Annotated in this window: 19 protein-coding genes; 9 read left to right on the top strand and 10 right to left on the bottom strand. The window is 44.6% G+C overall.

All coding sequences use genetic code 11. The features are described from left to right. The 4 genes from ACX0G9_RS24535 to ACX0G9_RS24520 all read left to right on the top strand — a co-directional run. Positions 1–584: MlaE family ABC transporter permease (locus tag ACX0G9_RS24535; protein ID WP_459067611.1), on the top strand; the 584-nt coding region annotated here is incomplete at its 5' end. A gap of 13 nt (positions 585–597) precedes the next feature. Then, a complete protein-coding gene (locus tag ACX0G9_RS24530; protein WP_459067610.1) occupies positions 598–1,422 on the top strand; it encodes an ABC transporter ATP-binding protein in 825 nt (274 codons plus the stop codon). Beyond that, positions 1,419–2,381: an MlaD family protein gene (locus ACX0G9_RS24525; RefSeq protein ID WP_459067609.1), complete on the top strand. Its 963-nt coding sequence runs from the start codon at positions 1,419–1,421 to the stop codon at positions 2,379–2,381. Before ACX0G9_RS24530 ends, ACX0G9_RS24525 begins: the two co-directional genes overlap by 4 nt. A gap of 61 nt (positions 2,382–2,442) precedes the next feature. Beyond that, positions 2,443–3,048 (top strand): 2,3-bisphosphoglycerate-dependent phosphoglycerate mutase, encoded by a 606-nt coding sequence (locus tag ACX0G9_RS24520; RefSeq protein ID WP_459067608.1) that lies wholly within the window; start codon positions 2,443–2,445, stop codon positions 3,046–3,048. 17 nt (positions 3,049–3,065) lie between these two features. Here ACX0G9_RS24520 and bshC read toward each other — a convergent pair whose 3' ends face one another. From bshC to rimO, 4 genes are all read right to left on the bottom strand, one after another. Further along, positions 3,066–4,724 carry a bacillithiol biosynthesis cysteine-adding enzyme BshC gene (bshC, locus tag ACX0G9_RS24515; RefSeq protein WP_459067607.1) on the bottom strand — a complete coding sequence of 553 codons (1,659 nt, stop codon included), beginning with the start codon at positions 4,722–4,724 and terminating at the stop codon, positions 3,066–3,068. Between the two features lie 157 nt (positions 4,725–4,881). Then, positions 4,882–5,934: a 4-hydroxyproline epimerase gene (locus ACX0G9_RS24510; RefSeq protein ID WP_459067606.1), complete on the bottom strand. Its 1,053-nt coding sequence runs from the start codon at positions 5,932–5,934 to the stop codon at positions 4,882–4,884. A 5-nt stretch (positions 5,935–5,939) separates the two neighbouring features. Beyond that, the gene (locus ACX0G9_RS24505) at positions 5,940–7,418 is read right to left on the bottom strand and encodes an aldehyde dehydrogenase (NADP(+)) (protein ID WP_459067605.1); all 1,479 of its coding nucleotides are present in this window, start codon (positions 7,416–7,418) and stop codon (positions 5,940–5,942) included. 81 nt (positions 7,419–7,499) lie between these two features. Then, positions 7,500–8,810, bottom strand: a complete 1,311-nt coding sequence (gene rimO / locus ACX0G9_RS24500) for a 30S ribosomal protein S12 methylthiotransferase RimO (RefSeq protein WP_459067604.1) — start codon at positions 8,808–8,810, stop codon at positions 7,500–7,502. Between the two features lie 64 nt (positions 8,811–8,874). On the opposite strand from rimO, the gene nhaA reads away from it, so the two are divergent. Further along, complete coding sequence (gene nhaA, locus ACX0G9_RS24495; protein WP_459067603.1) at positions 8,875–10,068, top strand: Na+/H+ antiporter NhaA; 1,194 nt, start codon at positions 8,875–8,877, stop codon at positions 10,066–10,068. A gap of 96 nt (positions 10,069–10,164) precedes the next feature. Continuing rightward, positions 10,165–10,647: a hypothetical protein gene (locus ACX0G9_RS24490; RefSeq protein WP_459067602.1), complete on the top strand. Its 483-nt coding sequence runs from the start codon at positions 10,165–10,167 to the stop codon at positions 10,645–10,647. 130 nt (positions 10,648–10,777) lie between these two features. On the opposite strand, the gene ftsY is transcribed toward ACX0G9_RS24490, so the two are convergent. From ftsY to ACX0G9_RS24460, 6 genes are all read right to left on the bottom strand, one after another. Continuing rightward, positions 10,778–11,743 carry a signal recognition particle-docking protein FtsY gene (ftsY, locus tag ACX0G9_RS24485; RefSeq protein WP_459067601.1) on the bottom strand — a complete coding sequence of 322 codons (966 nt, stop codon included), beginning with the start codon at positions 11,741–11,743 and terminating at the stop codon, positions 10,778–10,780. A 237-nt stretch (positions 11,744–11,980) separates the two neighbouring features. Then, a complete protein-coding gene (locus ACX0G9_RS24480) occupies positions 11,981–12,151 on the bottom strand; it encodes a DUF4295 domain-containing protein (RefSeq protein WP_459067600.1) in 171 nt (56 codons plus the stop codon). A gap of 2 nt (positions 12,152–12,153) precedes the next feature. Next, on the bottom strand, positions 12,154–12,336 hold the full coding sequence (gene rpmG, locus ACX0G9_RS24475) for a 50S ribosomal protein L33 (protein WP_459067599.1): 183 nt from the start codon (positions 12,334–12,336) through the stop codon (positions 12,154–12,156). Between the two features lie 25 nt (positions 12,337–12,361). Next, positions 12,362–12,598, bottom strand: a complete 237-nt coding sequence (gene rpmB / locus ACX0G9_RS24470; RefSeq protein ID WP_459067598.1) for a 50S ribosomal protein L28 — start codon at positions 12,596–12,598, stop codon at positions 12,362–12,364. 92 nt (positions 12,599–12,690) lie between these two features. After that, positions 12,691–13,029: a hypothetical protein gene (locus ACX0G9_RS24465; protein ID WP_459067597.1), complete on the bottom strand. Its 339-nt coding sequence runs from the start codon at positions 13,027–13,029 to the stop codon at positions 12,691–12,693. Next, the gene (locus tag ACX0G9_RS24460) at positions 13,029–15,020 is read right to left on the bottom strand and encodes a pyrroloquinoline quinone-dependent dehydrogenase (protein WP_459067596.1); all 1,992 of its coding nucleotides are present in this window, start codon (positions 15,018–15,020) and stop codon (positions 13,029–13,031) included. The genes ACX0G9_RS24465 and ACX0G9_RS24460 overlap by 1 nt, the downstream gene beginning before the upstream one ends. A gap of 357 nt (positions 15,021–15,377) precedes the next feature. Here ACX0G9_RS24460 and ppk1 point away from each other — a divergent pair, with 357 nt between their 5' ends. From ppk1 to panB, 3 genes are all read left to right on the top strand, one after another. Beyond that, on the top strand, positions 15,378–17,573 hold the full coding sequence (gene ppk1, locus ACX0G9_RS24455) for a polyphosphate kinase 1 (RefSeq protein ID WP_459067595.1): 2,196 nt from the start codon (positions 15,378–15,380) through the stop codon (positions 17,571–17,573). A 16-nt stretch (positions 17,574–17,589) separates the two neighbouring features. After that, positions 17,590–18,486, top strand: coding sequence for a Ppx/GppA phosphatase family protein (locus tag ACX0G9_RS24450; RefSeq protein ID WP_459067594.1), 897 nt, complete (start codon positions 17,590–17,592; stop codon positions 18,484–18,486). A 159-nt stretch (positions 18,487–18,645) separates the two neighbouring features. After that, positions 18,646–19,461, top strand: a complete 816-nt coding sequence (panB, locus tag ACX0G9_RS24445; protein WP_459067593.1) for a 3-methyl-2-oxobutanoate hydroxymethyltransferase — start codon at positions 18,646–18,648, stop codon at positions 19,459–19,461. Positions 19,462–19,491: the final 30 nt, after the last annotated feature.

The following is a 19,491-nucleotide window of genomic DNA, read 5'->3' as shown; positions in this document are numbered from 1 at the left end:
GTCTTGTATTTACCAAACAGTCCCGTTCATCGTTGTCTGAGTTCGGAGCGACCTCCTGGTTGCCTTCTCTTATGGCCATCGCCATTATCCGTGCTCTTGCCCCGCTGGTAACTGCCCTGATCGTAGCAGGAAAGGTCGGATCCAATATTGGAGCAGAATTGGGTTCCATGAAAGTAACCGAACAGATCGAAGCCATGGAGGTATCTTCTACCAACCCGTTTAAATTCCTCGTCGTAAGCCGCATCCTCGCTACAACCTCTATCGTTCCGGTCCTGGCTACCTATATGGCCTTTGTAGGCTTGCTGGGAGCATTTCTTAATGTGCACCACAATGAACAGACCAGCTTTACGGCGTTTTTTCAGGCAGCATTCCTGAAGATTACTTTCCAGGATATTTTTACGCTCTTATTCAAATCTGCAGTATTCGGATTCACCATCGGAGTGGCCGGTTGTTTTAACGGATACAATGCAGACCGGGGAACGGTTGGCGTCGGCCGTGCAGCCAACACCGCTGTAGTGGCGTCTATGTTCCTGATCTTTGTCGAAGAGATGATCATCGTCCAACTCATAAATTTTTTCAAATAAGAAGAAATAAAACATGACACCGGATCAACCAAATACAAATAGTAAACCTGGTCAAAGCGAAAAGAAAAAGAAACCGGGTATCGATTGCGGAAGGGTCGTTATATCCATAAAAGGGCTTAAAAAATCGTTTGGCTTCATGGAAGTACTACGTGGTGTTGACCTGGAAGTATGCAAGGGAGAAAATGTAGTGATACTCGGCCGCTCGGGAAGCGGCAAATCCGTTTTGATAAAGATCATTGCGGGTTTATTAAAACCGGATAGCGGTTCTGTAAACGTTTTAAATCACGAAATTGACCGGTTGGCTAACCGGGAATTGCAGGATCTGCGTTCGAAGATTGGATTTTCGTTCCAGAACAGTGCCTTATATGATAGTATGAATGTCCGGGATAACCTCAAATTCCCGCTGATACGTAATAAAAGACAAATGAGCAGCAAAGAAGTCGACAGGGATATAATACAAGTACTGGAAGATGTGGGATTACCACAAACTTTACATCAAATGCCCGCTGAGTTATCCGGAGGGCAAAAAAAACGGATCGGAATAGCGCGTACCCTGATCCTAAGACCTGAGATTATGTTGTATGATGAACCGACAGCCGGATTGGACCCGCTGACCAGCATCGAGATCAATGAATTGATCAATGAAGTGCAGGAAAAATACAATACCAGTTCGGTGATTATCACGCACGATCTGGCCTGTGCCAAATCCACAGGAGACCGGCTCGTTATGCTCACGGACGGAAAATTCCTGAGACAAGGCAGCTTTGATGAAGTTTTTGCGACGGAGGATCCGCGCATCAAAGGTTTTTACAATTACAATTTTATATCGGAAGTATGAGTGAAACAAACAATCGAAAAGCAGTAGCGGTAGGAATTTTCATTTCTCTCGGGTTAGCTTTGTTGCTGGTCGGAGTCTTTACCATCGGAGGGCAGCGCAAGGCATTTGTAAAGACGATTTCCCTTAAAGCCATATTTGATGACGTCCAGGGATTACAGAATGGGAATAATGTCTGGTTGTCCGGTATGAAAATCGGCACGGTAAAAAAGGTGGCTTTTTACGGATCCTCTCAGGTGGAAATTGACATCCATATTGAAAAACAAGCTCAAGCCCATATTCATAAGAATGCAAAAGTAAAGATCAGTACGGACGGGCTGGTAGGAAATAAGATCGTGATTATTTATGGAGGTACTGCAGAAGCGCCCATGGTAATGGAAAACGACCAATTGCAAACCGAACATCTGGCCAGCAGTATGGATATGATATCTACCCTTCAGGCGAATAATGTGAACCTTCTTGAAATTACGGGCAACCTGAAGACAATAAGTAAGAAACTGACTAGCGGACAGGGTACATTGGGACAATTGATTAATGATCCTTCTATAGCCAATAATCTTCGTTCTTCCATCGGAGATCTTAAAATGGCAGCCTTAAACAGTAATAAAGTGATCACCAATCTTGAAAATTTTACCTCAGGTCTGCATAAAGAGGGCGTATTAGCAAATGAATTAATCACGGATACCACCATTTTTCACGATCTGAAAGGAACCGTGAACAAACTTAAAGAGGCTGCCTCCTCCGCCGTTGATTTTTCCCAAAGTATAAAAGAGGCAGGTGATGGATTAAATAATAAGAATACACCTTTGGGCTTATTATTGCATGATGAAGAAGTGTCTGCCGATCTTCAGCGCACAATTAAAAATCTCCGGTTAAGCAGTAAAGAATTGGCAGATGATCTGGAAGCCATTCAACATAATTTTTTGTTAAGAGGTTTTTTCAAAAAAAAGAATAAAGAATAAGGTTTTTGTAAATTTGTTTTCCGGAGTGTAAGTAAAATTTCAAACAAAATCAACTTAACCTATGCCTTTGCTGGTTATCGTGCGTCATGGACAATCTGTCTGGAATCTGGAGAACCGGTTCACTGGCGAGGTTGATGTCGACCTCACAAATTTAGGCAGGGATGAAGCCAGGAATGCTGGAAAAAAACTGACCGGTATCCCTTTTACCCATGCATTCACCTCAATTTTGAAACGGGCTGAAGAGACCCTTGCCCTTATTTTGGAAGAAACAGGGAAAACCGATCTCCCCTTTAGCAGGGACAAGGCCCTGAATGAACGAAACTATGGTAGGTTACAGGGATTGGATAAAGGAGAGATATCCAAACAGTATGGAGAAGCTCAGGTCGCCATCTGGAGAAGAAGTTATTCGGTCAGACCTCCGGGTGGAGAAAGCCTCCTCGACACTGCCTCCCGGGTTATTCCTTATTATAAAAAAGAAATTGAGCCCTTGTTAAAGAAGAGGGAAGATATCCTGATCGTAGCTCATGGAAATAGTTTAAGAGCGCTCATGATGTACCTGGAAAATATAAATGAGGAAGCCATTGCAGCGATAAATATCCCTACCGGAACACCAAGAATATACACGCTCGATGAACAATTAAGGATTAAGGAAGTCCGGTATTTATGAGGAATCTTTTTTATTCATTATAGGCGCCCTTCGAGTACCGGGACGGCCATCTTCTCTGCAAGGATGACAAATTCCTGTTCAAGAGTCAAAGAATGCCGGTAAAGATCTTTAATAAATCCTTTGCCTCTGGAAGCATACCAGGGCATAAAATTATCGATCCGCTCCTGCAGGCCGCTCAATGGGAATAATGCGGCTTTAAGCTGGTGAATATGTCGCTGATGATCACCAAATTTTCTTTTTTCTGCCTTAAGCAGCTTTTTTTCCAACGCACGCAAGGGCTCCAGGGCCTTTGCTTTTAAAGCATCCACATGCTGGGCCAATGTTGGGTCCACAGACCCTGCAATTCCCTTCAATTTTTCATAAAAGTCTTCGGCTTGAGTTATTTCCTCCTTTAGACCCAATTGTTGTTGTGAATCTCTTTTAACCAACTCATTCATCAATACTTCTTCCGGCTTAAAAAGGTCGGAAGGTATTAATCCGATCCTTTCCAATTTATCTTCCCAGGTCTTCTCCACCAGCAAAAAAGAATTACGCAGAACTAACACCGGAAAAGGTACTTTATACCACGCAAAAAGGTTCTTTAATTCCATCCAATAAGCTGTTTCCCCCCCTCCACCTATAAAGGCAATATTCGGCAGGATCTTTTCCTGGTATAATCCCCGCAAGATCACATTCGGACTGAACCGTTCCGGAAAATTTTTTAACTCTTCCCGGATCTGCGCTTCATCAAAGCTAAGTTCAGAATCATGTATCTTAAATTCATTTCCGATCCGCTCGATCCTACCCCGCAAATCATCCTTGAGATAAAATAAATTGATTGGCCGGGGATTAGCCTGCACCTTGTACTGTTTGGACAACTCTCCGATAGTTTGAGCAACGAGTTCGGATGGTTTTTGAGAAAAAAGGTCGTCCTCGAAAACGGGAATCATTTCTCTTTTAAGGGTTGGGGAATCCGCAATTAGCACGATCAGGCCATAATCCGCAAACAAACGGTTAAGCAGGCGAAAGGTGGCTGTTTGAATATCAGGACTACCGAGATAGGACTCCTTTAGTAAACCGATCAATTCGTTCCCATAGGGCAGTACCGAAAATTCCCCTTCGATACGGTCCAGGATCTTTTCCAGGCCTTTCGGTTTCATTCTCCCAACTGCACCCGTTTGTTTTGTATCCCAAACCAATTTTTCACCGTCAAGGTAAATTTTACCCAATTCCTCCAGATCGGCATCCTCACTACCCATATAAAAAACCGGAACAAATTTGAATGGAGGGAACTCCGCGGACAAGGACTCTGCCAGACGGATCGTATGCAGGATCTTGTAAATAAAATATAATGATCCGGTAAAGATGGCAGGCTGATGGGCCGTACAGACCGTAAATGTGCTTTCTTCCAGCAGGCTGTCGATATGCACCTGAACGGAAGAGGAGGACTCTACCATTTTATACTGTTCTTTCAGAACCGTTACCAGAGCTTTCCGGTTTACCGAAGATTGGCGTCGTTCTTCGATAGCGGAGCGTAGGCCTTCCAGAGAGACGGGATGCGCATAAAAAGGAGACAGCGAAGGTTCCCTATCAAGATAATCCGTAATTATTCTGGAAAAATAGCCGGTATGTCTATATGATAAATGAGTCGGTATCCAATCCATAAAAGACCAGGAAGCGGATTTATTCGCCTTCAATGGGTAAATTTAATGATAACAAGTGAATTAAATTAACCGCTGGTCGAAACATGCTACCGGTGAGCGGTGCTTTTTGCATATCCATTAGTTTTTGCATATTGAGCTGGCATTTTTAAGATACCCCCTATAACACCAAAAACAACAGGTTGTTCAAATCCTATAGAACCTGGAATCCATAAGCATACGGGTCGTCTTCGGGATCGATGGAAATCGTATTATAACCATAAATTTTTGCCCATCCTTCCACACTCGGAATGATGGCAGGTTTTTCGCCAACCGAGGTGGCTTTTTCCACACGACCTGTAAACCGGGACCCTATAATACTCTCGTGTTCAAAAACATCCCCTACTTTTAGTTTTCCTTTGGCAAACCATTGCGCCATCCTGGCGGAAGTCCCCGTACCACAAGGAGAGCGATCTATGGCCTTATCTCCATAAAAAACGGCATTCCGGGCAGTAGCTTCCGGGCTCAGCGTTTGACCGGTCCACAGAACATGGGTACAGGTATGTATGGTTGGGTTTTCAGGGTGGATAAACTTATTTTTTTCATTTATTCTTTTGCGCATTACTCTACTCCAGCTAATCAATTGATCTGCAGAATAATATTCCAGTCCTTTGAAATTTTCCTGGAGGTCGACAATTGCATAAAAATTCCCTCCATACGATACATCGACACGTAAAACTCCAAGATCAGGGCATTCCACCTCGATATTCTCGGCTGCCAGGTAGGCAGGAACATTCGTCAATTTTACGGATTTAATTTTTTTTCCCTCCTGCCTGTATTCAATCAGGACAAGACCTGCGGGCGCTTCCATACGCACATAACCAGGCTTTTTGGGTTGGATCAAACCTTCCTCCAGAGCGATAGTGATGGTGCCGATGGTACCATGGCCGCACATGGGCAAACAACCGCTGGTCTCAATAAAAAGTACAGCGACATCATTTTGTTTATCATGAGGTGGATAAAGAATGCTTCCACTCATCATGTCATGCCCCCGGGGTTCAAACATGAGTCCCTTTCTTATCCAGTCAAATTCCTGCAAAAAATGCTGGCGTTTCTCACTCATAGTATTCCCTCTCAGGACAGGTCCCCCGGCGGCCACCAGCCTAACGGGATTTCCACAGGTATGCGCATCTATACAAAAAAAAACCTGGCCTCCCATTTCTTTATGGAGGGTATAAGGAATGGTAATGGGACTATTTTCGGACATGAAATTTATTTTGAAGGAGGTATCAACTGATCATTAACCGTTCTCCAGATATTCAGGGGATTGGCATTTTTCAGGGCATCCGGCAGCAATGAATCAGCCCAGTTCTGATAACAAACAGGCCGGACCCATCGTTTGATCCCGTCTGCACCGACCGATGTAAAACGGTTATCGGTGGTCGCCGGAAAGGGCCCTCCGTGATGCATGGAAAGCGCAACCCTGACACCTGTAGGAACTCCGTTCAGGATGAACCTTCCGCATATTTGTTCTGCGGCTTCTACCAGGTCCTGATGATCCTGCATGTCCTTTTCGGTAGCCATCAGGGTAGTAGTCAATTGCCCTTCAAGGTGCCTGGCAACCTTTACCATTTCCTGTTGATCTGCACATCGGATCACCAGGGAATAGGGGCCGAATACCTCCTGATGTAAAAGAGGGTTTTCAAAAAATGTTTTGGCCGTTGCAGAAGCGATAGTTGGCGCTCCCTGATCCTTTTTGGGTGCAACAGAAGCAACGGCGACGGTAGTTACCTCCGCCTGGGCAAGAGCTTCCCTTCTTTTTTGGGTGAAGGCTTTGGCAATACCCGGATGGAGCATAGTGCCAGGTGTTAATTTTTCAATCGCCAGGGCGAGCTCCTTTACAAACTGGTCCAGATCATCATTATCGATACCTATCAAAATTCCCGGGTTGGTGCAGAACTGACCCGTATCCAGGGTTATCGAACCTGCGTACATCGAAGCAATTTCTTTTGCAGACTCTTTCATCTTTCCAGGAAGAAGAAATACAGGATTGATACTGCCCATTTCCGCAAATACCGGAATAGGAACCTTGCGTTGATTTGCCCAATCGAATAAAGCCTTCCCTCCTCCATAGGATCCTGTAAAACCGACTGCCCGGGTATAATCATGGGTAACCAGAGCTTTCCCTGTATCGAAGCCGGCTCCATGTACATGGGCAAAAACACCTTTTGGCATTCCACATTTATCTACGGCTTTTAAAATAGCTTTTGCTACCAATTCCGAGGTTTGGGCATGTGCCGGATGTGCCTTAACGATCACCGGACACCCCGCAGCCAGTGCAGATGCCGTATCCCCTCCTGCCGTAGAATAGGCAAACGGAAAATTGCTGGCTCCAAAAACTACGACAGGTCCTAAAGGAACCTGCATTTTGCGCATATCAGGAGCACCCTTATCCGGAGCAGCCTCGTCAATCCTCGCCTCCAGCCAGTTACCCGCCTCACAGGCTGCTGCGTAACTGGTCAGTTGAAATATTGTCCTTGCCCTTTCACCCTTCAGACGAGCTTCCGGCAAATGCGTTTCTTCCATAGCTGTCAGGATCAATTCATCTCCCAGCGCTTCGATCTCTGCTCCAATGGTGCGCATTAATCCGGCACGTTGTTGCAAACTGGTTTTGCGAAATTGTCCAAAGGCAGCCCAGGCATCCTGCATCACTTTATCAATTTCTGAAATGCTCTCATCTTGAAAGGTCATAGTATAGTTTCAATATTTCAACAAAAATACTGGTTTACGCGGCCGGGCAGCCATTAGGAATTAATCTGTTCTTTGCGGATTTTAACCAACAACCTCTCCTTCCAGGTCGTAATCATAGGCCTTGGTTATTTTCACGCTCACAAATTCTCCTATAGCTAATTTATCATCACTGTGAATGATTACCTCATTATCTACCTCCACCGAATCAAATTCCGTCCGGCCCAGATACCTGCCGGCTTCTTTCTTATCGATTAGGGTTTTAAATACCTGGCCCAATTTCTCCTGGTTCTTTTCCAGGGAAATTTCCTGCTGCACTTCCATGATTTCCTCAGCCCTTCTTTGTTTTTCTTCTGCGGGGATCGAATCAGCCAGCTCATGGGCAGAGGTACCCTCTTCGTGAGAATAAGAGAAGATTCCTACTCTGTCAAAACGCTGTTCTTGTAAAAAGCTCTTCAATTCTTCTACATCATCTAAAGTTTCTCCCGGAAATCCCGCAATCAGTGTCGTCCGAAGACAGATCCCCGGAACCTTTTCCCGGACGGCATGGATCAGATCGGTCATCTCAGCCCTGGTAATCTGTCTGCGCATGGCTTTCAACATGTTGTCACTTGCATGTTGCAAAGGCATATCCAGATAATTACAAATATTTTCCCGTTCCCTCATTACATCTAAGATTTCCAGGGGGAATTTTGACGGGTATGCGTAGTGTAGACGGATCCATTCCAGCCCCTTTACATCCGCTAAACGGTGCAGAAGGTCCGGCAGCATTCTTTTTTTATAGATATCCAAACCATAATAGGTCAGTTCCTGAGCGATCAGTAATATTTCCTTAACTCCCCTTCGTACGAGGCTTTCCGCTTCTTTTACCAGCTCATCCATGGGCCGGCTTACATGGGTCCCCCGCATTAAAGGAATAGCACAAAATGCACAGGTCCTGTTACACCCTTCAGATATTTTCAGATAGGCATAATGTCTGGGAGTCGCGAGCAGACGCTCGCCAAGCAGCTCGGCCTTATAATCCGCTTCAAACTGCTTCAGCATCAGGGGCAGTTCCATGGTTCCGAACCAGGCATCCACCTCAGGAATCTCTTTTTCCAGATCTTCCCGGTAACGATGGCTCAAACAACCTGTCACATATACCTTATCCAATCTGCCGCTTTTTTTAAGGGCAACTTGATCCAGGATCGTATTGACCGATTCCTCTTTGGCCTTATCTATAAACCCGCAGGTATTTACGACCACGATATTATGATCCTTTTTTTTGTTCTCGTGCACTACATCTATATCGTTGGCCCTAAGCTGACCGCTCAGCACTTCACTGTCCACCATATTTTTACTGCACCCCAGGGTAATAATATTGACCTTATCTTTTTTTAATGTTCTTACTTTCATCCTTTTCCTTTAATAAGGGGGCAAAGGTAGCAACTATTAGGGCAATCTTGCTAAATTTGAACATATGGCTAGCACGGCACTGACAAAATTATTCAGAGAATTTGTTGAAAGCGAAAAAAGCGGAGGGCTGATCCTTATTGGGTGTACCGTATTATCCCTCCTCATTTCCAACTCCGGCGCCGGTCCCGGCTATCTGCATTTCTGGCACAGTGGGCTGGACCTGTCTTTCGGACCTGTACATCTCGATCATTCCGTCGAGTACTGGGTTAATGACGGCCTGATGGCCATTTTCTTTCTGCTGGTTGGCCTGGAAATCGAAAGAGAGCTCTATATCGGAGAATTAGCCGATTTTAAAAAGGCCTTATTGCCGTTGATTGCCGCTTTTGGCGGAATGATGATCCCTGCCGGTTTTCATTTTATGCTCAACCATGGTACTCCTGAACAGCCTGGTTTGGGAATTCCCATGGCAACAGACATCGCTTTTGCCCTGGGAATACTTTCCTTACTGGGTAAAAAAGTTCCCGTTGCTGTTAAAATATTTCTCACCGCACTCGCCATCATGGATGACCTGGGTGCTATTTTAGTGATAGCCATTTTTTATACTAAAACCCTTTCTTTGATATGGTTGGTCGCCTCATTGGGAATTTTCGGAGGTCTGCTTTTACTTAACCGCCTGAAAGTCAGAAGTTTAATATTCTATCTTCTGCCAGGGATCATTATGTGGTATTGTATGCTCCAGTCCGGAATACACGCGACCTTAAGTGGAGTTTTATTAGCTTTTGCCATTCCTTTTCCTAAATCCTCCCCGATTGCTGTCGTCTCTCCCGTCAATCCTTCCGAAAAATTGCAGCATTGGCTCCACTTGCCTGTGGCCTTTTTTATTCTCCCCCTCTTTGCCCTGGCTAATACCGGGATTCTGCTTTCCGGAAATTGGCCTTCGACCTTGATTAGCCACAATAGTCTTGGGATCCTGGCAGGCCTGGTGATTGGGAAACCTATAGGCATTCTACTATGCTGCTTCCTGGCTATACGTTCCGGGATTTGCAAACTCCCGGATGGAATGACCTGGCGGCACATTTTGGGTTTGGGATTATTGGCAGGCATAGGTTTCACTATGTCCATTTTCATTACCAATCTTGCCTTTGAAAACGAAACAATTATTCAAAACTCCAAAATTGCCATTTTTGCGGCATCCCTTTTGGCCAGCATTCTAGGGTATTTCTGTCTTTTTATCTCTTCGGATAAAATAAAGAATTAATTACATTTATAATTGATTAACAGCAATTACTAATACCCTTTGCTTTTAAATCTGGCACAGTTTTTCGATATTTGTGGCATAAAACGTAGAATAATTATGAGAAAGGTCTTGATTTTATTTTCTGTTATTGTTTTAGCAGGTGCCGGCAAATTATCCGCACAATCCATGGGTAGTAGTTATGAAACCGCGATTGGGGTAAAATTCTGGCCTGGGGCCCTTAGTATCAAACATTTTACCCAGGAAAACCGGGCCTTGGAAGGTCTGGTTAATTTCTGGGACCATGGTTTCCGCCTTACAGGATTATACGAAATACACGGCGATATCAATGGCGCCCCCGGTTTGAAATGGTATGTTGGTCCGGGCGCCCATATTGGTTTCTATAACGGAAATTGGTCACATAACGATTACTACTATAAAGATGGCGGTGTTTCCTTTGGAGTCGATGGAGTATTAGGTCTTGATTATAAAATCAGCGGCGCGCCAATCGCTTTAAGCCTGGATATTCAACCCTATATTGAATTGGTGAATCATGCCTATTTTGATGTCTGGGGTGGATTAGGTGTAAAATATACCTTCTAATCAATAGTTTTTCCATTGCAAAAAAGCCGTCCGGGACAATTCCGGGACGGCTTTTTTTATGCGTATATTTTAGATCGTAATAAGTATATACCTGGCAGTATCCTGCTTTTATTCATTCCTTTGGATGATCTTATTTTTTCTCCAGACTAAAAAGGCTATCCACGAATTCATGTTTATCGAAAACCAACAGGTCCTCCATTTTTTCGCCAACTCCAATAAATTTTACGGGGATCCTGAATTGATGGGCAATCGCGAGTACAACGCCACCTTTTGCCGTACCATCCAACTTAGTAATGGCTAAGGCTGTTACTTCGGTAGCCGCCGTGAACTGACGGGCCTGCTCCAACGCATTTTGACCGGTAGATCCATCCAATACCAATAATACTTCATGGGGTGCATCCGGCATTATTTTTTTTATCACCCGACTTATCTTGCTTAATTCTTCCATTAAATAAGCCTTATTATGAAGGCGGCCGGCGGTATCAATGATAATGACGTCTGCACCTTTAGCGACACCGCTTTGGACGGTATCAAAAGCTACGGCACCCGGATCCGCGCCCATACCCTGTTTTACGATGGGAACTCCTACCCGCTCGCTCCAGATGGTTAATTGTTCTACCGCTGCAGCCCGGAAGGTATCTGCGGCCCCGAGAAGGACAGATTTTCCTGCTTTTTTAAAGTTATAGGCCAGCTTGCCGATGGTAGTGGTTTTACCAACTCCATTCACACCTACAACCAGGATCACATGCGGCTTATGCCCCGATGGTGTGCTGAAATCCCGATAAGATTGTTCCGGTGCGTCAACCAAAATGGCTTCGATCTCCTCCTGTAATATATTGTTCAGGTCTCCGGTACTGATATATTTGTCCCGTGACACCCTCTTTTCGATCTGTTTGATGATCTGAATCGTAGTATCAATGCCTACATCAGCGCTTACCAGGGCATCTTCCAGGTTATCCAGCACTTCCTCATCCACGTTGCTTTTACCGGCAATGGCCTTGGTTATACGGGAAAGAAATCCGTCCTTGGTTTTTTGCAAACCCTGGTCTAAACTTTCTTTTTCCTTTTTTCCGAAGAGTTTATTTAAGAATCCCATACTCCCGTGCCCCCTTACGGAGGACTTATTTTAATTTTATAACTATATTAAACCAACAATGCTGTTACTTATTAGTTTATAGAAACCTGCCCCATTTTAAGCCTGGAGTAATGACAAAAAGCTGCCTCAATTACTGAGACAGCTTTTATAATCTTACTAACCCGTGTTTCAATTCCTTTTCTAATTTCTATTCCTTATCTCAACTCCAAAGGAGGTTGCTATTAAAAAGCGGGGAAATTATTTCTGAGCTAAAAAATCTTTGATCTTGTCCTTATGAACAATTGCCTCTTTAAAAGTATAGGCTCCTGTTTTAGGACTCCGTACCGCACGAATGACTTTAGTCCAGCTCTTCGCTTCCGAAGCAGCCTTAGCATCTTTTTTTATCGCGGTTTTTGCAGCTTTTGCCATGATTATTTAATTTCTTTATGAACAGTTACTTTCTTTAAAATGGGGTTGAATTTTTTCAGCTCCAGGCGCTCTGGAGTATTTTTTTTGTTCTTGGTAGTGATATAACGACTGGTACCGGGTTTACCACTGTTCTTATGCTCGGTACATTCCATTATCACCTGAACCCTGCTGCCTTTCTTTGCCATAATCTGGAAGGTTTATAATAATAATTTAAATCTTAACTCCGTCTGCTCTTAATTGTTTAACCACACTATACAGACCATTCTTATTGATCGTACGACGTCCTTCCGAAGAAACTTTCAGTGTAATCCACTTGTCTTCTTCAGCCAGGAAAAAACGCTTGGTTTGTAAATTGGGCAGAAACCTGCGCTTAGTCTTTATATTTGAATGCGATACGCTGTTTCCGGAAACTGGCGACTTGCCTGTAATCTGACATACTCTTGCCATAACACAAAATTTAGGACCGCAAAGGTCGTTAAATCTATTCAATTATCAAAAAGAAATAGTCTTTTTTTAAACGAGTTATCAACATAGGTGGATTAACAATAGTTGGATGGTATCATTCCGTCAACCTGAACTAGTTTTTCCAGCCCGATTATCAACCCGGAGCCGGTCTTGAGGGTTTCCTTATCCCCATCGGCGTACAAGCCGGCAATTTTGTCCCTGATCACCGTTCTGCCTCCATTTTCACTATAAAATATAATTTCGCAGGATTTTTTACTTAAAACAAGCATTTCCAACTCCTCATAGAAGCTTCCGGAAAAGGGTTTAACCAGCTTACCCATGCTCAGGTTTTTTAATTTAGCTACAAATTTAAGCATTACCGGCAATTCCTTTAACCCGATCCCGGTTTCCGGTATTCCGATCCTGGCAGCCATCAAGGTAGCGTGAAAGCCATAACATAATCCCCTTGTTTGGTCCCTAACTTACCATGACCACCTGCGGCAATAACAATATATTGTTTGCCATCGATCCGGTAACTCATGGGAGTAGCCTGCCCTCCTGCCGGAAGCAGGAATTCCCAAAGCACCCCTCCGGTACGACTGTCAAAGGCCCTTAAATGGCCGTCCAGGCTCGCTGCTACAAAAACCAGGTTACCCTTGGTTACGATGGCTCCCCCGAAGTTAAGGGATCCCCATTTTTTGGCTCCGGGAATCAATTTCGGGTCCATCATATAACCTAAAGGAACCTCCCATTTTTTTTGTCCCGTATGCAAATCAATGGCCAATAAGGTGCCCCAAGGAGGTTTTGTTTGCATCATTACCCCTTCTTTGACCGCTTTGAACAGATAATCCCTTTTCATAACATAAGGAGTTCCTGATTGCCATCCGGTTTCCGCCCTCATCAGGGTTGAGCCTTCCTTTTCCAAATCGACAATTTTTGCCCGGGGAACCATCCGGATTATCGCAGCCAATCTGTTAATATTCGTAATAAGCAGCTCGTTTTCAGGATCGTAACACATCCCACCCCAATGAATGCCCCCTGCATTGCCAGGTGCCATTATGCTTCCTTCATAGCTCGGGGGCGTGAAAATGCCATTATTTTTGAATAAGGCGATCCTTTGCACAGCCTCCTCTTTATCCTTGGCTGTCAGGCCCCAGGCATCGTCTTTATTAACCTTTTGCAGCCCCAAAGGAGCCGGAAGGACAGGGAAAGGCTGTGTAGCCCAGGCTTCTTCTCCGGCAACCGTGGAAACCGGTACGGGACGCTCTTCAATTGGAAATAAAGATTCACCGGTCTCCCGGTTCAGGATAAATACATGCCCCATCTTTGTTCCTACGGCTACGGCCGGAATCCGTTTGCCATTCCTGCTTATTTCGATCAGCATCGGTTGAGCCGCAATATCATAATCCCACAGATCGTGATGTACCACCTGGAATTGCCATATCATTTTTCCCGTCGATGCCCTTACCGCAACCAGCGAATTTGCATACCGGTTCTGCCCAAGTCTTTCTCCGCCATAATAATCCGGACTTGGACAGGTTGTCGGGATAAAAACCAGGTCTCTTTGTACATCGGCTGAAATCAGGGACCAGGCATTGGCGCCGCCGCTCCGGTGTGCCTTGGGTCCAATCCAGGTTTGCCAGGCAGGGTCACGGGGGTCCCTGGGATTGGGATCCCAACTCCAGCTTTGACTGCCCGTCACCACATCATAAGCCCTTACCGTTCCGGGAGGATAATCCAAACGCTGGTTATCGCCCATCGAAGATCCTATAACCAGTTTATCCCCGATAATTGCGGGAGGGGAAGTTTCTGCGATATCCTCACCCAATCCTTCCCGCAAATCTACCGTGCCGTCCTTTCCGAACGAAGGAATAGGATGGCCGGTAGTCGCATCAAGCGCAATCAACCGGCCATCGATCGTGGCAACAAAGATCCGTTGAGGAGTAGGATCCGGATCTGTCAGGCCGGGTGCGGGCCAGGCAGATACCCCCCTGGAAGCGATTTCAGAATAACCTCTATGAAGATTGACCTCAGGATCGAACATCCATTTCTCCTTACCGGTGACCCCGTCCAAAGCAATAACCCGGCAGGTGGGGGTACTAAAATAAAGAACACGATGGATAAGGATCGGGGTGGCTTCGAAAGCAGCTTTTTTAATCGTTTCGGTACCTTCATACGTTTTTAACTCTCCGGTCCGGTAAATCCAGGCCACCTTAAGCCGTTTAACATTTTTGGTATTGATCTGGTCCAGGGAAACATAACGGGATCCTCCCGCATCACCGCCGTAAAAGGCCCATCCTTTATCGGAGTCCGGTTTATTCTTGTCTGCCGGAGGCTTCAGAGATTGCCCCGGCAATTGGTCAGGTAAAAAATTGGCCGTCATCAGCAGGACGCAAAGGATACCCCCGATATGCTTTTTTTCCATATTAACAGGTTTTTATCAAACCTATACTTTCCTTTCCGCCCATTATACTTTTTTTGACAAACAGACCGTTTCCGATGACAGGAGTATGTTTTGAAAAGGGCATTTGAAAATATAGCAGAACTTCGCCCTTGCCGCTGGCAAGGACTTGTTCGCAACCTTCGCTTTGCTCGGTTGTCAAACAAACGGCTAATGTCTGTGAACTTCGTTCGGAACACAGTTACGAACTCGTTCGTAGCCTTTCGGCTACGGTCGAGCCGCTACCTGCGGCTCCAATGAAGTAAACAGGCCACCGTATTTAATAATTATTTAATTTACCGTTCTTTTTCATTCTCTACTTTGCGTAAAAGAGGGAATTATATGGCAGATCAATTGCATAGCGGGCATAAACATCAGCACAAGGACAAACAAACAGGCGAACAAATGAGAAGAAAAACCATTGCCAGAGATATCAGTTGGCTTTCCTTTAATGGAAGAGTACTTCAGGAAGCCGCGGATCCTACCGTGCCCCTAAGAGAAAGGATACGTTTCCTGGGGATTTTTTCCAATAATATGGATGAGTTCTTTCGCGTGCGGGTTGCCACGCTGAAACGTATGAGTGAGTATAGTGGCAAATCCAAAATGAATATGCACCTGGAAATATCCCCGGAAAAAATTCTGAATGACATTAACTCCATCGTTTTGGAGCAGGGTAAAGAATTTGATACAATCTGGGAAAGTATCCGCAAAGAACTGGAAAAGGAAAAGATCTTTTTAATCACGGAAACAGGTCTGGATAAGAACCAGCAGCAATTCATACAAACTTATTTCGAGGAGGAAATACGCTCCAATATCATTCCTTTAATGGTCGAAAGTATTCCCCAATTCCCATTTTTGCGGGATAAATCAATTTACCTGGGCGTGGTTCTATCCCGTAAGGATGGCAGCATGAAAAGGAAATATGCCCTGATCGAAGTACCGAGTAAAGTTTTAGGCCGTTTTGTTTTGCTCCCCGCACCGGCTCTTGATGAACATCCGATCATACTGCTGGAAGATATTATCCGGTACAACCTGCGGAATATTTTTGCTTATTTTGGATATGACACTTATGAATCCTGGGTATTTAAAGTGACACGGGACGCAGAAATTGACATCGATAACGATATTTCCACTACACTGATCCAAAAGATCGAAAAAGGACTTAAGAACAGACGCAAGGGTAAACCTGTCCGTTTTGTATATGACAAGGAAATGGATAATGGTTTGCTGGAATATATCATAAAAAGATTGAATCTCGCCCGTAAAGGGAACCTGATCCCCGGAGGCAGGATCCATAATTTCCGGCATTTTATGGACTTCCCCGATGTTTTCCATAAGATCGGTCAACGAAAAAAACCTTTTACGCATCCCTTATTGGTAAAAACACCGCGGGTGACGGATGTTGTGCTGGAGCAGGACGTAATGCTTCATTTTCCTTATCATTCTTTTAACCCCATTATCGATATGCTGCGCGAAGCCGCCATCGATCCGAATGTTACCACGATCAAGATCACCTGCTACCGGCTGGCTACCAATTCCAAGGTTATAAATGCGCTGGTAAATGCGGTAAGGAATGGGAAACATGTTACGGTCATGCTTGAATTAAGAGCGCGTTTTGATGAAGAGGCAAATTTAGAGTGGAAAGAACGGCTGGAGGACGAAGGAGTAAAAGTGCTTATCGGGATCCCAAACTTAAAGATCCACGCCAAGATCTGCCTGATCAAGAAGCGGATCAACAATTTCACGATCCATTATGGCTTCGTCAGCACCGGAAATCTCAACGAGAAGACGGCTAAAGTTTATGGGGATCATTGCCTGCTGACCTCAAACCGGCATATCATGGCCGATGTCAACAGGATCTTTAACTATCTGGAAAAATGGAAGGAAGGTCCCACCCCATTGAAGGCTTGTAAAACCCTTATCCCTTGCCCTTCAGGTCTGCGCAGAGAATTAATGAAAATGATCAGCCGCGAGACAAAATTGGCCAGGGAAAAAAAGCCTGCAGCCATTACCTTAAAAATGAATTCCGTTTCCGATGAGGAATTGATCGACAAATTGTACGATGCCGCCAGGGCAGGGGTAGAAATTAAACTGATCATCAGGGGTATTTTTTGCATGTTTTCAGAAAACAGCAAATTCATCAGGCCGGTAAAAGCGATCAGTATCATCGACGAATATCTGGAACATGCCAGGGTCTTTATTTTTCATAATGGGGGTAAAGAAAAAGTTTATATATCTTCGGCCGATTGGATGGTACGCAATTTAGACCATCGGGTGGAAGTTACCTGTCCTGTGCTGGATGAATCCATCACCCAGGAATTAAAGAAGATCCTGGAGATCCAATTATCCGATAATGTAAAAGCCCGTTGGCTGGACAATGAATTATTAAACAAGTATAAAAGAGACCCAACCGAGAAAAAGGTCAGGTCCCAGATAGATATTTATAATTATTTGTACAATAAAGCCCTGCGCGGAGAGGAAGCCGTTCCATTGCCTATGGCAACTGAGGTGGGTGATACGGTAGCGTCGGCTTCATAAACTGGAGAACGGAAAAATGCGACTGGCAGCCATTGATATTGGGAGTAACGCAGCAAGGCTGCTCATTACGGATGTATCGATCAATAATGGAAAAACAGAGTTCAATAAAATCAACCTGGTCAGGGTTCCCTTGCGCCTGGGTTTTGATGTATTTGAAAAAAAAGAGATCTCCCCGGAAAAGACAAGTATGATCCTGCATACGATCAAGGCTTACAAACATCTTATCGAAGCCTATGGAGTCGAATATTTAAAAGCAACCGCCACTTCTGCGATGAGGGATGCGGTAAATGCCCAGGAGATCATCGACCAGGTGAAACAGGAAACCGGTATTTCCATTGAGGTTATTTCAGGTGGAAACGAAGCCGCCCTGATTTATGAGAATCACATAGCCGAGAACCTTGACAAAGACCACGCATACCTGTACATAGATGTTGGAGGCGGAAGTACCGAATTGACCTTTTTTGCCGAAAATAAACTGGTTTTTTCCGCGTCCTTTAATATCGGTACGATCCGGATATTAAAAAAACAGGTAGAAGAAGCCCAATGGGATGTTATGAAGGACTTTATTAAAAAAGAGACCCGACCCTATCTTAATAATATCATTGCTATCGGCTCAGGTGGTAACATCAATAAGATATTTTCCATTTCCAAACGAAAGGAAGGAAAATCACTCCCTATTGAACTGTTGAAAGATTATTACAAAGAATTCTCCAGCTTCACCCTGCCGGACCGGATGCGCCTTTACCGTTTACGGGAAGACCGTGCGGACGTGATCGTTCCTGCCCTGTTGATTTATATAAATGTAATGCGCTGGGCCAACTCGCCGGAAATCTATGTTCCCAAGATAGGTCTGGCCGACGGTCTTATCCAGCACTTATATGCAGATTTGAAACGCAAAGGGGTGGAAATTTAAAATGTTTCCGTACCTTTCGCCCCTCTTTACCGGTAAGTACCGGGTAAATCAAACAGTCCAATCCTATTAACAGTTGATGCAGCCGGATATGTTTTATTCTAAAGCAGAGCCATATTCCCCCATCGGTTTTTACTAATTTTCTTGTAAAATCATCCGGTCATGTCCATACACACAGAAGTCAAAAAGGTAACCACACATACCTTGCAACGAATGAAGATCAATGGAGAAAGAATCTCCATGATCACTGCCTATGATTTTTCCTTTGCCAAAATTTTTGATGCAGCAGGGATCGATGTCATTTTAGTGGGCGATTCTGCCTCGAATGTGATGGCCGGTCATGAGACCACACTTCCTATTACCCTTGACCAGATGATTTATCACGCATCTTCCGTGATACGTGGTGTCAATCGTTGTTTTGTAGTAGTGGACCTGCCTTTTGGCTCCTATCAATCCAATTCGAAAGAAGCTTTGGCTTCTGCCATAAGGATCATGAAAGAAACCGGTGCCCATGGGGTAAAAGTAGAAGGTGGAGAGGAAATATTGGAATCGGTGAAAAGAATCCTGGCCGCCGGTGTCCCGGTTATGGGCCATTTGGGGTTAACCCCACAGTCCATTTACAAATTCGGTACCTATACCGTAAGAGCCAAAGAAGATGCAGAGGCCGAAAAATTAAAAAAAGATGCCAAACTCCTTGAAGAAGCAGGCTGCTTCGGCCTGGTCCTTGAAAAAATTCCGGCACAGCTGGCCAAACAGGTTTCAGAAAGTTTACTGATCCCAACCATAGGTATTGGAGCCGGTAAATATTGCGACGGACAGGTCCTGGTCATGCACGACCTTTTGGGAATTACGACAGAATTTCAGCCTCGTTTTCTTCGCCGTTATCTGGACATCCATGAGCAAACCACGCAAGCCGTAAAACATTATATACAGGATGTTAAAGCCAGGGACTTTCCCGGCGAGCAAGAACAATATTAATCTTTGCCGTTTTAGATATTATTATTTTCT

The organism is Flavitalea flava (genome assembly GCF_054461575.1).
Note: the sequence above shows the minus strand (reverse complement) of the source record. Positions and strands in the feature narration are given on the sequence as shown.

Bases quoted from the DNA above. Each gene is read 5' to 3' on its own strand.
- ACX0G9_RS24465 (WP_459067597.1), bottom strand. From the start codon at position 13,029: ATGGCTGCCAGGATCGGAATACCGGAAACCGGGATCGGGTTAAAGGAA.
- ACX0G9_RS24460 (WP_459067596.1), bottom strand. From the start codon at position 15,020: ATGGAAAAAAAGCATATCGGGGGTATCCTTTGCGTCCTGCTGATGACG.
- ACX0G9_RS24490 (WP_459067602.1), top strand. From the start codon at position 10,165: ATGAGAAAGGTCTTGATTTTATTTTCTGTTATTGTTTTAGCAGGTGCC.
- ACX0G9_RS24505 (WP_459067605.1), bottom strand. From the start codon at position 7,418: ATGACCTTTCAAGATGAGAGCATTTCAGAAATTGATAAAGTGATGCAG.
- ACX0G9_RS24450 (WP_459067594.1), top strand. From the start codon at position 17,590: ATGCGACTGGCAGCCATTGATATTGGGAGTAACGCAGCAAGGCTGCTC.
- panB (WP_459067593.1), top strand. From the start codon at position 18,646: ATGTCCATACACACAGAAGTCAAAAAGGTAACCACACATACCTTGCAA.
- rpmG (WP_459067599.1), bottom strand. From the start codon at position 12,336: ATGGCAAAGAAAGGCAGCAGGGTTCAGGTGATAATGGAATGTACCGAG.
- ACX0G9_RS24510 (WP_459067606.1), bottom strand. From the start codon at position 5,934: ATGTCCGAAAATAGTCCCATTACCATTCCTTATACCCTCCATAAAGAA.
- ppk1 (WP_459067595.1), top strand. From the start codon at position 15,378: ATGGCAGATCAATTGCATAGCGGGCATAAACATCAGCACAAGGACAAA.
- nhaA (WP_459067603.1), top strand. From the start codon at position 8,875: ATGGCTAGCACGGCACTGACAAAATTATTCAGAGAATTTGTTGAAAGC.
- ACX0G9_RS24480 (WP_459067600.1), bottom strand. From the start codon at position 12,151: ATGGCAAAAGCTGCAAAAACCGCGATAAAAAAAGATGCTAAGGCTGCT.
- rpmB (WP_459067598.1), bottom strand. From the start codon at position 12,598: ATGGCAAGAGTATGTCAGATTACAGGCAAGTCGCCAGTTTCCGGAAAC.
- ftsY (WP_459067601.1), bottom strand. From the start codon at position 11,743: ATGGGATTCTTAAATAAACTCTTCGGAAAAAAGGAAAAAGAAAGTTTA.
- ACX0G9_RS24530 (WP_459067610.1), top strand. From the start codon at position 598: ATGACACCGGATCAACCAAATACAAATAGTAAACCTGGTCAAAGCGAA.
- ACX0G9_RS24520 (WP_459067608.1), top strand. From the start codon at position 2,443: ATGCCTTTGCTGGTTATCGTGCGTCATGGACAATCTGTCTGGAATCTG.
- ACX0G9_RS24525 (WP_459067609.1), top strand. From the start codon at position 1,419: ATGAGTGAAACAAACAATCGAAAAGCAGTAGCGGTAGGAATTTTCATT.
- rimO (WP_459067604.1), bottom strand. From the start codon at position 8,810: ATGAAAGTAAGAACATTAAAAAAAGATAAGGTCAATATTATTACCCTG.